Genomic DNA, 12,777 nt, shown 5'->3' with positions numbered 1-12,777 from the left:
GTATGTTACCCTAAGTTACGGAAACCCGTGCACTTGTACAACGGAATTCGTCGATTGTTCAAAAATAAAATGCTGATTGTTAATATCTTACGTTCCCGTTGATAGAAAATCAGCAAGCCCTATAGTAAATTATTTGGTTTTTAAGGATTTTCGAGTGACGGCTCAAGAAGACCGCGCCGAAAATCCTGTTAAGAAAACCGAAGTGATGGTTTTCCGATAAAAAGCGGACTTCGTGCCCTATTTCTGATTGGGAATGTAGTGTCCCATTCCAGTCCCGATAGCCATCGGGACGGATAGGAATAGCGAAATGAAAAGTAGAAATCGGGTACGGTATCCAAGACGTTTGTAGGGAACCTCTTTTCCCGGAATGAAGTGATTGCCTGCCTTTTTCGGCGGGCAAGCGCGGAATGTAGGGGAATGTGCTGAGCGGGATTTAGAAGAAAGCTTGGAATTAATTAAAATGTTGTGTGTTGTTATTTTTTCTAACCGCCCATTTACTGATTCCACCAAATAAGAACAATAACCCAATTAGTAGCGCTATCACAGAATACAATACTGTTAGCGTCGGGTTCGCTGGTTCTTCCGTTATATCAGTGAAAAGCCCAATCAAACCTCGAAAGATGTAAACTGCAGCTATTGAGAATATTCCAACCTTCAAAAATGGCAACTTTTTCATTTTGCCGCCTGCTGACATACCATAAAGCCCAAAAATAAAGAACACAGTAGAAACGAGTACTGTCACCAGATAGGGCAAAGAAAAATGAGTTTGGGCCAAGTCTTGCATTTCTTTACCGATTCCTGTTACCTCAAACATCCATTTTGCCCAAAAAAGACCGATTAGATGAGCAATAGACAAGACTATATTTGTATATCCAGCGAACTTCAGCATAATTTATTTCGTTTGGTTAGTGTGAATGGAAAAAAACTCTATAATCTTATAAAGATAATTTTTGCCCGCTATTTGAAAGTACAAAATTGATTTTTTTTGAACTTAAGAAAATTACGGTAAATGCAATCGTCAATTTTGACTCAGAAATACTTACCTTCTTGAAAGCAATAATGAAGTTTGCTTTATGCGCAAAGTTGAAACGAGCGCGTAGCGGAAAAATTCTTATTGGGTTTAGATGTTCAATTATCCAAGGAAAGTAAGGGTTAAGAGCAGACTTAATATTGAAGCTTTAGACCAATTACGCAAGATGCTACCAATTTGCGAATACGTGGTGCTTGCAACTAAGGGCATTCCAAGTTTGAATACTTAAATAAGGCTCACTTTTTCGCTTTTATTAGGATATTATCTAGAAAATATACCCTCAGATAGTACATATAGGAAATCACGGAATATGCAGCTATCTAAAGGTATATGCGGTTAACATTTAATTTTTGTACCCATTTACTGGGCAGCTACTACTTCCTCAATCAAACGCTTTTGCGAATGTCCGAATATGGCCGCGGCGTACTGCTTTCGCAACGAGGCTAACGTCAAAGCATTGTAGGCAAAGAGCAAAATTGCAGGTAAAGACACCTCGATTGCAGGGTCAAGAAATAAATGGAACAATAGTATATTTATTGATAGGGGTGCCAATAGAATATTGGCAAAAAGAACTAAACGGTTCGCAACCAAGGCAATACCGATAAGAATTTCGGATATTCCTATTACTTCCCACAAGTACCCCGAATCAAATAAGGCCCCGATAAAGTTGTTGGCACCATCGGCCATTTCGGGCCAAGGAAGAAACGGAACAAGTTTATCGATTCCCGTTACAATAAGTACCAATCCGAAAAGGATATTGGCTATCTGCTTTACATGTGTAGTTTTCATAAGTGTAAATTTTAAAAGGTTTATGTTTAATTATTATCGTGTGGCAAAGCCACCGTTTACAAAAAGGGTCTGCCCTGTAATCCACTGTCCTTTTTCAGAGGCAAGAAAAGCCACCAAAGGTGCAATGTCAGTGGTTTGTCCTAGACGTTTACCGACCGTAGCCTGTCGTAACCAATCCAAAGTAGCTTCATTTTCGACCTCTGTAAGAAATTCGGTTTCAAGGGGGCCTGGCGCAATGGTATTGACTGTTATGCCACGACTTCCTATTTCTTGGGCCAATGCACGCCCGAAATCTTCAAGTGGGGCCTTACTACCTGCATAGGCTGAATACAAACCAGTAAATGCTGCCAGTAAAGAAGTGCCGATATTGATGATTCGGCCATTTTCTTCAAGCCGTTCAGCGGCCTTTTGCATCATAAAAAAAGGCGATTTCGTGTTGATGCTGAACAATTGGTCATATTCGACCTCGGTTATTGCTGCCATTGGCTTTTTGATAAGGGCGCCCGCATTATTAACCAGAACATCCAACCTACCAAAGTCTTCAGTTATGGTGTTCATTAGAAGCTCAATTTTCCTAACTTGGGTCAAATCTGCTTGCACGGCCTTAAATTTTGCGTTTGGGTACGTCCTTGATAAACTGTGAACAACATCCCCAGCCTTTGACTCGGTTTTATTCGAATGGTAATGTACAAGTACCGAAGCACCGTGTGCGGCAAGTTCTTCGGTTATTGCTAAGCCTAGGTTCTTGGCCCCACCGCTTACTAGGGCGACTTTGTTCTCTAAATTGATTCCTGATTTCATAATTATTGATTTTTTAAAGTAAGGATGCCAAACCAGGTTCAGCATCCTTTACATTTAGAATTATCTAAGCGGCCACATAGTTTTTCAAGGTGAGTGTGCCAGTAGCAAAGTCTGCTTTACCTATGACCCAAACATATAGTTTGTTGAGCCAGAGGTACTCTTTTTCTTGGGTTCTGAACCAAACGTGTTGCCGCACCTCACCTGTTTCGGTTTCCACAATACCACCTGACTCGTAGGCTATCTTTTTGCCATCGTATGTAGTGATGGTGGCATGAATGTTCAATTTGAACATTCCATCAGGCCTGATTTCAATATGGTCCATGCCTTCAATGGAACCATTTACCTCACCACGCAATTCCCCTTTGTAACCCATGTTCACGCGATGCCCCAACTTTGGGGTTTCGTCTCCGTTCAATACCTTGAGGTAATCGCCACCATAATCCAATACAGAGGCAAGCTGAGATTCCTCATCAAAGAGCAATCTACCCAAAGCCACTTCTTCTTTTGTTGTTGTCATCTTTTCCGTGTTTAAGTTCATTAATCGTTTATTACTGCAATGGCTTCTATTTCTACTAACAATTCATGCAGATAGAGTCCGGCTACGCTCACCATTGTCGCCGCTGGCGGTACGTCTTTTGACACGTATTCCGATAGGGTGGCCATAATTGCAGGCAATTGGTCTGGGTTGTAATTCACGATGTAATAGTTCAATTTGGTTACATCTTTGAAGGTAGCACCCGAAGCCCTAAGGGCAATGTCCAAATTTTCTACCGCTTTTTTGAACTGTAGCTCAAAATTATCGATGCCCACGATATCACCTTTAACATCGACCGAGGTTTGGCCCGAAATGAAGACGGTACGCCCTGGTGGGCTGACAACGACGTGTGAGTAACCTGGAAAGGCAGGTTGTAGTTTTTCTGGGTTCACTACTACTTTGTCATTTACTTGTGTTTCCATGATTGTATGTATTAAGAATTAAACTTGACACAAAGTTATTGGGGTGCTCCGGGTTCTATGTTACCCAAGTGTCGGACGCATTAACCATTTTTTCGGTTCATATCTTTGTATGCAATCAAATTGCCGTAAATAAGTCGTTTACACACCATTGGGTATAAAAAAAATCCTTCTGGGAAGGATTTTTTGCAATTTTTCATGTTTGTCAAATAAGGTAACGGATATTCTCTAAGTGGTCTTTTTGAAATAGTTCGAAAACGTCTATCATCTCTTGTTTATTTGCCGAACTGGTGGTAAAGTTCGAGCTAATTTCAAGCCTACAGAAATTCTTGGTCATTGGTATTACCTTTTTGATGCCAGTGTAGTTTTCAATGGGTAGGGGTGTTTCGGTCATGGTATAACCGAGCTGCATGGCATCTTCGTTAAATGCAGTCATTCTCTCTCTGATTTTTCCACCTGCCAACAGTTTGACCTCCCAATGTGATTTGGCGCCCTCACCCGATACTACTATAGCCTCTATCATTTTGGGCACAATATCCTTTAGGTTACCAAAGTTTTTAACCAGATTCCAAACCTGTAAAGCAGGTTTCGAAATTCTTTTGGCATTCTTAATGCAAATGGTTTTGTTTTCGTTGTGTACCGTTTTTGCTTCCATACTTTTTGTTTTAAAAATTCAAAACAAAAGTATTGTAGTGTCAGGGCGCACTGTTTATCAAAAATTCGGAAACGGTAACCTAATTTACCGTTTATTTGTGGCACGGTATGTTATGGGTGACATACCGGTTTCTTTTTTGAAAAACCTTGAAAAATGTGATGTTTCCTTATAGGCCAATTGATAGGCTATTTCAGATATGGTCGCATCACTTTGGATAAGGAAAGACTTTGCGCGTAAAAGTAATTCGGCGTTCAAAATTTCAGAAGCCGTCTTGCCAGAAGCTTTTTTAACGTAATCGCTCAAATGCTTCGGCGTCATGGCCATCATATCGGCATACTCGCTCACGCTTTTGTTTTGCAGGATATGTTGATGTACTAGCACCATAAAGTCTTTGGTAATTTCACCGGCCCTTGACTGTACGGTGATACGCTCAGGATTCTGTGAAATATTGGTAGCGTAGATTCGAGCGGACTGATGCAGGACTATATGAAGGTACGAATGAATAATGGCCATACCTTGGTCGGTAAGTCTTTCGTACTCAAAAGTCATTTTTTCAAAAAGTTCTAGCATCAAAAACCGTTGTTCGGTTCCCAACAACATGAAGATATTGGCATCGAACCGAAAGAAAGGAAACTCGTAATTGAAGTTATGTGTAGTGGGTAAGACTAAAAATTCTCGTTTGAAATAAATGACGAATCCCGTCCAGTCCTTATCCTTTGAGCTGCTCCATTTTACCATTTCTCCAGGACTGGTAAAGAACAGATGGCAATCCTTTTTAAACTTATGGGTTTGGGCATTGATAATGATTTCACCCTTGTCACTTTGGTTTTCTATCAATACCACACCGAAAAAATCCCGCCGGTGCATCGGCATATCAAACGCATACCCTTGCCCAACCTGTTCTAAGCGATAAATCTGAAACAGTTCGTGGTTGACCGGTAGCCCTGTGGATACGGCATCGTTAAGCGTCTCTATTTTTTTAAAATTCAGCATTTAGTTAAAGAGCAATAATTAAACTTTAGAACACTAATAAAAGGCTACGATTGTGCCGCACTGTTTGTTACATAAGATGTACGAAGCTCTGGTCTAACTTGAAATGGCAAAAGAAAAACTAACACCTGCTTCAAACTCTAGCTTATCAATTTTTTTATCGTACAAAATTTGCAAATAAGTAAATTGCCCGAACCTTTTACGTCAATCGCATATTGCTAGATGTTCAATCTTAGAGTTAACATTCAATCGTTAAAAAGGTTGTAGTGCTATTTTCTGCCTGCTGACTTTAATAAAATGGCATCCCGTAAACTCCAATGTGCCCCTAAATTATGAAAAAAATCGATAATTAAACGGTAACGTTTAGAAAATTGCATAAATTTGCATTTTATGGATTGAGGGTATGCCAAAGATTATAGCCACAAAGAATGATTGGGTTGAAGCTGGTTTGAAGAAATTTTCTGAGACGGGACCCGATGGCTTAATTGTAGAAAGGCTGGCCAAAGAAATTAACGTAAACAAGTCTAGTTTTTATTGGCACTTTAAAACAAAGAAAGACTACATAGATGATATTATAAGCCTTTGGATTAAAAGGTCAACCCAAGATATTATCGATAGTGTTGAGGCGGAAAGCAATGCGGTCCTAAAATTCGAGAAGTTGATTGAGTTGTGCTTCAATAAAAAGCCTTACATCGACTTCTTCTTTCATTTGAAAAAATATGGAAGTGAACGACCAGACGTAAAAAAACTGCTCGACGAAATCGACGCAATACGTATTGCCTTTACCGAAAATCTATTGTCTGAGATGGGCTTTAACAATGTAGAAAGCAGAATAAAAGCACGAGTGTTTTATAAGTATTTACTGGGCCATCACGAGATGTCCAGATACAAGGTCTCGGATTTTAAGGATATAATAAAGGCGAGAGAAGAGATTCAAACCTTTATTGACTACTAAGAATAGAAATTGAGCTTTTGCAATCCATGTATATTTTAATAAACAATAGCTGTAAAGACACCGACATCGACTAAATATTAGACTGACCTGAATGAAAAATTATACGCACCTGATAGCAGGAATCATAAATATATTGACCGCTATCATTCACACCGCTATTGGCCAATATACATTGGCAGTTCCGCTCTTACACAGTAATATGGCAGATTTAGAAAAATCACAAATGCTCGGTGTATGGCATATGGCTACTGTGGTACTTTTTGCTTCTTCGATTATCGTATTGGGCTCTAGTATAAATAAATTCAAAGTCTCTCAAGATTTATTGGCTTTTATCGGTTGGTCCTATTTATTCTATGGATTTTCGTTTTTGTTAATATCCCTATTGAAATGGCAACTTGCCCTTCAGTGGACATTACTATTACCCATCGGATTATTGGTGCTATTTGGGAATTCTAAATTCAAAATGGCTTCTAAAGCTTAACCGTCTTTGTTATCAATGGTTTTTGAAAGCAGTTATTTCCTGATATTTTTAGGGAAACTCTTCAATCACTTCTTTAGTTTTATTTCGTCGTCTAGTCAAGGTTAATGAATGCACGGTACATCTACATGGCAAACTAGCTAAGGCTTTTTTTGATGAAAAGTAAATCCAAAACAATCACTTCGTTTGAGTTTTAAAAGGGTTAGTTGACTTCGTACCCTATTTCGGATTGGGAATGTAGTGTGCCGTTTCAGTCGCGATAACTATCGGGACGGATCGGGTTAACGGAATGAAAAGTAGAAATATGGTGCGGTGTCCAAGGCCTTTGTAGCGAAGCTCTTCTCCTGTAATGAAGTGCAACGGAATACAGGGGAATGTGCCGAGCGGGTTATGAAACAATTGCTCTATATGAAATACAGGTTAACTTATTTATCTATAAGCATTGATAACAGTCTTTGAATTGAATTGAATCAAGCTCACAAACCTGAATTTCAGCGTTATTCGAAGCTTATTATTTTTTTCAAAAGCCAAAGTTTACAAAAGTTTTCGACTAAACATTTGTAACGTTCGATACAAACACCTACATTTGTGCTTTAATTTGAATCTAATGCCCAAAAATGAAGTTTTTAATCGAGACGTGGTCGTGCAGAACGCCATGAACCTTTTTTGGCAAAAAGGGTATGGCGACACCTCTATGCAAGATTTGGTCGACGTTACGGGTCTGGGCAGGTCCAGTATCTACAATTCCTTCGGGTCTAAAATGGAATTGTACCGAATCGCGCTTGACCGTTACAACGCGCAGAGCGGTCAACATTTTGAAAAAGCGATGCAATCGGGGAAAGACCCCTTGGACATTATCAGGACGTTTTTTCAATTGAACCTGAACGAAGCCATGGCAGACCAACAAAAAAGAGGGTGCATGATAGTGAACTGCAAAACCGAAATGGCGCAAAAAGACGGGCATCTCATGAATTGGTTGTTGAAAAACCAAGAACAGACCATTGCCGTATTCGAAAATCTAATCGAAGAAGCGCAAAAAGAGGGGTATGCAAACACAAATCAATCGCCTACCGCCTATGCGCACTATCTGTACAATAGCCTTCAAGGGCTAAGGGTGTCGGCCATAACGGTGAGCCAACGCGGTATTTTACAGGATATCGTGGACAACACGTTTAAACTATTGCAGTAAATTTTTTTTGAGTTTATTTGTAACGTTCATTACAAATATGATTGCCTATGAAGTTATTGTTTGCCGTGCCTACATCTATCTATGGCTGGATAAACACCGGGTAGATTAATGAAAACATGAATCATTTAAACACAAATACAATTATTATGTCAAAACTAGAAAACAAGACCGCACTCATTACCGGTGGTAATAGCGGCATCGGTTTCGCAACTGCTGAAACCTTTATCAAGCATGGTGCCAAGGTCATCATAACCGGACGCAACGAAGAGCGCCTTCAACAAGCGGTCGCCAAGCTGGGAAGTGCGGCATCCTACATCGTTGCCGATAGTGGCAAGATGGACGATTTGGCCCAACTGGCCGAACGTGTTGGGGAACATACCGATAAATTGGATGTGCTGTTCCTTAACGCGGGTATTGCAAAGTTCGCCCCTATCGAATACATCGATGAATCGTTTTTTGACGAATCGTTCAATGTCAACGTCAAAGGGGTATTCTTTACCGTGAAACACTTACTGCCCTATTTGTTCCAAGACAGTTCGGTGATTCTGAACGCCTCTATCAATGCGCACATAGGTATGCCAAATTCCAGCGTGTACGCCGCGACAAAGGCGGGTGTCATCAGCCTTGCCAAAACCTTGTCGGGCGAGCTGAAGGACAGGGGCATACGGGTAAACGCTATTAGTCCCGGACCTATCAATACCCCTATTTACCAAAAATTGGGACTTGAAGAAGACCAACTTAACGAGATGGCGGGCCATATTCAATCGCAGGTTCCCCTTGGCAGGTTCGGTAATCCACAAGAAATAGCCAATGCCGCACTGTTTTTGGGCACTGACGATTCCAAATTTATGTTGGGGTCAGAATTAATACTCGATGGGGGCATGTCCACTTTATAAAACAAACAAATACTAATAAACATTTAATATACACACATGAGAACAGTAAACAAATTAAAGTCCTTTTTTAGAGGGCATACGCTTGCCCTGGCAGCGTTGATGTTCGCGAGCAATCTCGCTTGCGCAAAAGCAGACCCGCCACCCACAATCAAAGCATCAAAAGTGGCATCGGTCGATGTTTTACATTTTGGTGATGCCAACACTTTATTTGTTGGCGACACCCAAAGTGGGTCGGTATTCGCCTTACAAATAGCGGACAAAGCGGCCCAAGAGGGGCAATTTGTGGTCTATGACCTCGACCAGCGTATAGCCGATTTGCTCGGCGCAAAAATCGACCACATCAAGATTACCGATATGGTCATCAACCCGGTAAGCAACGAAGCCTATGTTGGGGTACAGCGTGGCAAGGGCACCAAGGGTGAACCGGCCATTGTAGTCGTCAATCCGAAAGACTCGAGCCTTCGTTTGTTGGAACTCGATAAAACCGATGCGGTCGAAGCGAAACTCAACGCACTTCCCGATAACGGTGCAATGTTTCAAGACCGTGCCAAATTGCGCAGTTTTTCAATCACCGATATCGTAAAACACGAAAACCAAATCTTTGTCTCGGGTATTTCCTCGGGTGAATTCGCATCGTCGCTGTATAAAATACCGTTCCCGTTTACGGGCAAAGTGAACAAAAGTACGGTGCAGGTCTATCATCCCGTGCACAATCAAAACGAGACCAGGGCCCCTATTCGTACCATGGCGGTCGTTGACCTTGATGGGGTGCCCCATTTGGTTGCTTCGTTCTTATGTACGCCACTAACCGCCATTCCGTTGACGGACATTAAGGACAATCAGCACATTACCGGAAAGACCATTGCCGAGCTTGGTTATGGAAACTATCCTATTGATTTGGTTCCCTTTTCAATGAATGGCGGCTCTTTTGTCATGATATCGAACAGCCATAGGCCGGGTATGATGATTAACGTGGCCGACATCGCATCCTATTCAAAGAAGCCGGGCATTACCACACCCGTTGATTTACAGAAACAACCGCTTGCGGGCGTTCCGTACAATACCATTCCCCTTGCGGGCGTCACGCAGATGGACAATCAAGGCCCCATGTATTTGGCACTGACCCGAAGAAATGCCACGACAGGGTCATTGGAACTTGTTTCTACGGTCAAAGGGGCATTTTTCAGGGTGAGCGATATGGTCGCGGAATTCGATTTTCCCGATTATAGCTATCCTGAGGACAACAAAGTGCTGCAAGGTATGATTAAGCCCGCCAGAACCATGTTATTGCAACAGGAAGGGCTGGGAAAATTCACCAAAGAATAGGCTACTATGCAATGGAAGTATTTCAATGGGTTGCGTTTGGTTTTTCTTATCTTGATTCATCAGGTCAATGGGCAATCCGTTGAGATAGCATCCAATTCCCAGATAGTGGTTTCACTACCTGGGAATATTTTTTCCAATGAGGCCTTGGCCGACCATACGCCATATCTTTATTTGGGGAAGCCAAAAATGCACAGGCCAGAAAAAACGGCTATTTTGACCGACGTAACGTTGGAAGGCAATTCGCTAAAAATCGAACCCAAATTTTCTTTGTTTGACAATACCGAGTATTACATCCTATTTCCCGAAGCTTGGAACCAAAGACCCTATGATTTCCGTATTGAGCGCGAAGTGTCCAAAAAGAATCCGCCAGTGGTTTTGAACATCCTTCCGACTACAAACCAAGTTCCAGAAAATCTTTTACGGTTCTACATCGTTTTCAGCCAGTCGATGCAAGAAGGTTTTGTAGCCAGTCACGTAAAGTTGTATGAAAATGATAGCGAAGTCAAGCACACTTTTGTACCCTTAAAGGATGATCTTTGGAACAAGGACAGGACCATAGTGACCTTGATTCTAGACCCTTCAAGGGTGAAAACCAACGTTGGGGCCAATGTGCTACTAGGCAGAGCGCTCAAAAAGGGGAAGCACTACAAACTGGTTATAGCATCGGGCTGGGAGGGCCCTGACGGAAATGTAACGGAAGAAACGGTTACCAAGACCATCACCGTACTGCCACAAGTAAGTGAAAAACTTGATACATCAACCTTGACGCTGAACGTTCCCACAAAAACCACCAAGGAAGCTATCACCGTGCAATGGCATCCACTTGTCGATATTTTGCTGTGCCAAGAAATGGTTCGCATCGTAACCGACGAAGGTGAAGTGGTCAAAGGACGCATTGCCATTGACATAAAGCGTAACCAATGGTCGTTTACGCCACTACTTCCTTGGAAACGCGGCAGCTATCAACTACTGATTGAAAAAACACTCGAAGACCATTTGGGCAATAATTTCAAACATCCCTTTGACACTAAGGCGGCATCACGTATCGCAGAGAAACAGGGCGATTCCGTTCTCAGTGTTGTCTGGCGCCCTAAAATTGATTGATTCTATGCCACGACCTATTTCATTCGATAGTACACAGGCGAAGGCGACCATCCTTGACATTTTTAGTGCCCATAGTTACCATACCGTTAGCATTGACCAATTAGTTAGAACACTGAACATCAACAGAAGCAGTATGTACAATACTTTGGGCTCAAAGTCGGTCATGTACCTAAACGCGCTCAAGACCTGCCATACATCCCTCAAAGCGTTGCTGAAGAATACCGACGAGAATTCATCAAACCCTGTGTTGGCTTTTAGTGATACCATATCATCCTACATTGTTCAACATCCCGCCCATAGTATCTTGCTGATACGTGCCAATTTGGATAGGCACTCACATTCCCAAGAAATCAATGAGGTCATTACCAAGAATTATCGGGAAATAAAAACCCTGTTTTCCGTGCGGTTTCAAGTATCGAAGCACGCTAATCATTCGACGCATGTCAGCCTGATTTCAGGGGCTATGTATTACGATGCCTTTTTGAACATCAGCCTGCTGAGCATCACCAACTCATTGAGCAAATCGGACTTAAATACCATTTGCTGTCTGTTGCTCAATCGCTTAAAAATACCTTCTACCTTATGAAAAATACCCTTCTAATTTTTATTGTGATACTACTGTTTTCTTGTGTCGATAAAAAACCAAAAGACCCGCCCTTAGAAAAACCCATGGCTAGCGTGAAAACCTATATTCCCGATAATTTTATTGTAAGAACCGTGCAGACTTTAACTATTGAACTGGAATATGTCTCAAATGCGATTCAGGCCGACCGGCCCACAATCGTACTGCTTCATGGCTGGCCGCAGAGCTGGTATGCTTATAGAAAAATGATGCCCCTGTTGCATGAAGACTTTAATGTTATAGCGCTCAACTTGCCCGGCACTGGCAACTCTGAACCCTCTCTACAGGGCTATGATACCAAGGCCATTGCTGTTTATTTGAATGCTTTTTTGGAAGCCTTGAACATTGCTTCGGCACATATTGTAGGGCACGACGTGGGGGCGTGGGTTGCCTATAGCTTCGCCAAAAACCATCCTGAAAAGACCAAAACCTTGACCGTGATGGAAGGTGGCATACCGGGTCTCGCCCCCATTCAAAAGCTCGCCTTTACCGAAAAGGGAAACCCTCGTACCTGGCAGTTCGCCTTCAACCAAATTGACGGTTTGCCCGAGCAGTTGGTCACCGGGCGCGAAGCCTTGTATCTCAAGTGGTTTTTCGACCATAAAATGGTCGTTCGCGATGCCATTAACGATGAAGATTTTGAAGAATACGTAAGCACCTTTTCCAAACCTGAAACCTTAAAATCCGGCTTTGACTATTATCGCGCTTTCAACGTATCCGCTGAACAGAACCTGAATGGCAAAAATTCAAAATTAGGGATGCCCGTATTGGCCATTGGCGCAGATGGCAGTTTGGGTAAAGTCATGACCACGCTGATGGAACCGCTATGTGTAAACCTAAGGGGAACCGTCATTGAAAACTCGGGCCATTACAACCTTGAAGAACAGCCCGAAACTACGACGGCCGAACTACTGACCTTTATCAAAAAATCGGATAGTACGGATTTTTAGCGATTTGCATTCCAGACAATTCTTTACTAGGCCTTCTA

15 protein-coding genes are annotated in these 12,777 nt (G+C 42.0%); 8 read left to right on the top strand and 7 right to left on the bottom strand.

Annotation, left to right across the window (positions count from 1 at the left end; translation table 11 throughout):
• Positions 1 to 451: 451 nt before the first annotated feature.
• The 7 genes from ACKWCC_RS18010 to ACKWCC_RS17980 all read right to left on the bottom strand — a co-directional run bounded on the left by ACKWCC_RS18010 (position 452) and on the right by ACKWCC_RS17980 (position 5,222).
• Positions 452 to 889 carry a hypothetical protein gene (locus ACKWCC_RS18010; RefSeq protein WP_413997362.1) on the bottom strand — a complete coding sequence of 146 codons (438 nt, stop codon included), beginning with the start codon at positions 887 to 889 and terminating at the stop codon, positions 452 to 454.
• Between the two features lie 501 nt (positions 890 to 1,390).
• Positions 1,391 to 1,819 (bottom strand): DoxX protein, encoded by a 429-nt coding sequence (locus tag ACKWCC_RS18005; protein ID WP_413997361.1) that lies wholly within the window; start codon positions 1,817 to 1,819, stop codon positions 1,391 to 1,393.
• 33 nt (positions 1,820 to 1,852) lie between these two features.
• Entirely contained in the window at positions 1,853 to 2,620 is a 768-nt protein-coding gene (locus ACKWCC_RS18000) for an SDR family oxidoreductase (RefSeq protein ID WP_413997360.1), read from the bottom strand.
• Positions 2,621 to 2,684: 64 nt separating this feature from the next.
• Positions 2,685 to 3,158, bottom strand: a complete 474-nt coding sequence (locus tag ACKWCC_RS17995) for a DUF3237 family protein (protein ID WP_413997359.1) — start codon at positions 3,156 to 3,158, stop codon at positions 2,685 to 2,687.
• Positions 3,158 to 3,577, bottom strand: a complete 420-nt coding sequence (locus ACKWCC_RS17990; protein ID WP_413997358.1) for a RidA family protein — start codon at positions 3,575 to 3,577, stop codon at positions 3,158 to 3,160. The genes ACKWCC_RS17995 and ACKWCC_RS17990 overlap by 1 nt, the downstream gene beginning before the upstream one ends.
• 202 nt (positions 3,578 to 3,779) lie before the next feature.
• Positions 3,780 to 4,229, bottom strand: a complete 450-nt coding sequence (locus ACKWCC_RS17985; protein ID WP_413997357.1) for an SRPBCC family protein — start codon at positions 4,227 to 4,229, stop codon at positions 3,780 to 3,782.
• A gap of 84 nt (positions 4,230 to 4,313) precedes the next feature.
• Positions 4,314 to 5,222, bottom strand: coding sequence for an AraC family transcriptional regulator (locus tag ACKWCC_RS17980; RefSeq protein WP_413997356.1), 909 nt, complete (start codon positions 5,220 to 5,222; stop codon positions 4,314 to 4,316).
• 400 nt (positions 5,223 to 5,622) lie between these two features.
• Here ACKWCC_RS17980 and ACKWCC_RS17975 point away from each other — a divergent pair, with 400 nt between their 5' ends.
• From ACKWCC_RS17975 to ACKWCC_RS17940, 8 genes are all read left to right on the top strand, one after another.
• Positions 5,623 to 6,174, top strand: coding sequence for a TetR/AcrR family transcriptional regulator (locus ACKWCC_RS17975; RefSeq protein ID WP_413997355.1), 552 nt, complete (start codon positions 5,623 to 5,625; stop codon positions 6,172 to 6,174).
• Between the two features lie 91 nt (positions 6,175 to 6,265).
• Positions 6,266 to 6,655, top strand: a complete 390-nt coding sequence (locus ACKWCC_RS17970; protein WP_413997354.1) for a hypothetical protein — start codon at positions 6,266 to 6,268, stop codon at positions 6,653 to 6,655.
• Between the two features lie 604 nt (positions 6,656 to 7,259).
• On the top strand, positions 7,260 to 7,841 hold the full coding sequence (locus ACKWCC_RS17965; protein ID WP_413997353.1) for a TetR/AcrR family transcriptional regulator: 582 nt from the start codon (positions 7,260 to 7,262) through the stop codon (positions 7,839 to 7,841).
• Positions 7,842 to 7,987: 146 nt separating this feature from the next.
• On the top strand, positions 7,988 to 8,737 hold the full coding sequence (locus ACKWCC_RS17960; RefSeq protein ID WP_413997352.1) for an SDR family oxidoreductase: 750 nt from the start codon (positions 7,988 to 7,990) through the stop codon (positions 8,735 to 8,737).
• Positions 8,738 to 8,773: 36 nt separating this feature from the next.
• The gene (locus tag ACKWCC_RS17955; RefSeq protein ID WP_413997351.1) at positions 8,774 to 10,063 is read left to right on the top strand and encodes a hypothetical protein; all 1,290 of its coding nucleotides are present in this window, start codon (positions 8,774 to 8,776) and stop codon (positions 10,061 to 10,063) included.
• 6 nt (positions 10,064 to 10,069) lie between these two features.
• Positions 10,070 to 11,167 (top strand): hypothetical protein, encoded by a 1,098-nt coding sequence (locus ACKWCC_RS17950; RefSeq protein WP_413997350.1) that lies wholly within the window; start codon positions 10,070 to 10,072, stop codon positions 11,165 to 11,167.
• Positions 11,168 to 11,300: 133 nt separating this feature from the next.
• Positions 11,301 to 11,753: a hypothetical protein gene (locus tag ACKWCC_RS17945; RefSeq protein ID WP_413997349.1), complete on the top strand. Its 453-nt coding sequence runs from the start codon at positions 11,301 to 11,303 to the stop codon at positions 11,751 to 11,753.
• The gene (locus tag ACKWCC_RS17940; RefSeq protein ID WP_413997348.1) at positions 11,750 to 12,739 is read left to right on the top strand and encodes an alpha/beta fold hydrolase; all 990 of its coding nucleotides are present in this window, start codon (positions 11,750 to 11,752) and stop codon (positions 12,737 to 12,739) included. The genes ACKWCC_RS17945 and ACKWCC_RS17940 overlap by 4 nt, the downstream gene beginning before the upstream one ends.
• Positions 12,740 to 12,777 lie beyond the last annotated feature (38 nt).

The sequence above is a fragment of the Maribacter aquimarinus genome, assembly GCF_047345505.1.
Classification (GTDB): Bacteria; Bacteroidota; Bacteroidia; order Flavobacteriales; family Flavobacteriaceae; genus Maribacter.
Note: the sequence above shows the minus strand (reverse complement) of the source record. Positions and strands in the feature narration are given on the sequence as shown.

What these genes read in the sequence shown, in the direction of transcription:
- ACKWCC_RS18010 (WP_413997362.1), bottom strand. Translation starts at nt 889, where the DNA reads ATGCTGAAGTTCGCTGGATATACAAATATAGTCTTGTCTATTGCTCAT.
- ACKWCC_RS18005 (WP_413997361.1), bottom strand. Translation starts at nt 1,819, where the DNA reads ATGAAAACTACACATGTAAAGCAGATAGCCAATATCCTTTTCGGATTG.
- ACKWCC_RS18000 (WP_413997360.1), bottom strand. Translation starts at nt 2,620, where the DNA reads ATGAAATCAGGAATCAATTTAGAGAACAAAGTCGCCCTAGTAAGCGGT.
- ACKWCC_RS17995 (WP_413997359.1), bottom strand. Translation starts at nt 3,158, where the DNA reads ATGAACTTAAACACGGAAAAGATGACAACAACAAAAGAAGAAGTGGCT.
- ACKWCC_RS17990 (WP_413997358.1), bottom strand. Translation starts at nt 3,577, where the DNA reads ATGGAAACACAAGTAAATGACAAAGTAGTAGTGAACCCAGAAAAACTA.
- ACKWCC_RS17985 (WP_413997357.1), bottom strand. Translation starts at nt 4,229, where the DNA reads ATGGAAGCAAAAACGGTACACAACGAAAACAAAACCATTTGCATTAAG.
- ACKWCC_RS17980 (WP_413997356.1), bottom strand. Translation starts at nt 5,222, where the DNA reads ATGCTGAATTTTAAAAAAATAGAGACGCTTAACGATGCCGTATCCACA.
- ACKWCC_RS17975 (WP_413997355.1), top strand. Translation starts at nt 5,623, where the DNA reads ATGCCAAAGATTATAGCCACAAAGAATGATTGGGTTGAAGCTGGTTTG.
- ACKWCC_RS17970 (WP_413997354.1), top strand. Translation starts at nt 6,266, where the DNA reads ATGAAAAATTATACGCACCTGATAGCAGGAATCATAAATATATTGACC.
- ACKWCC_RS17965 (WP_413997353.1), top strand. Translation starts at nt 7,260, where the DNA reads ATGCCCAAAAATGAAGTTTTTAATCGAGACGTGGTCGTGCAGAACGCC.
- ACKWCC_RS17960 (WP_413997352.1), top strand. Translation starts at nt 7,988, where the DNA reads ATGTCAAAACTAGAAAACAAGACCGCACTCATTACCGGTGGTAATAGC.
- ACKWCC_RS17955 (WP_413997351.1), top strand. Translation starts at nt 8,774, where the DNA reads ATGAGAACAGTAAACAAATTAAAGTCCTTTTTTAGAGGGCATACGCTT.
- ACKWCC_RS17950 (WP_413997350.1), top strand. Translation starts at nt 10,070, where the DNA reads ATGCAATGGAAGTATTTCAATGGGTTGCGTTTGGTTTTTCTTATCTTG.
- ACKWCC_RS17945 (WP_413997349.1), top strand. Translation starts at nt 11,301, where the DNA reads ATGTACAATACTTTGGGCTCAAAGTCGGTCATGTACCTAAACGCGCTC.
- ACKWCC_RS17940 (WP_413997348.1), top strand. Translation starts at nt 11,750, where the DNA reads ATGAAAAATACCCTTCTAATTTTTATTGTGATACTACTGTTTTCTTGT.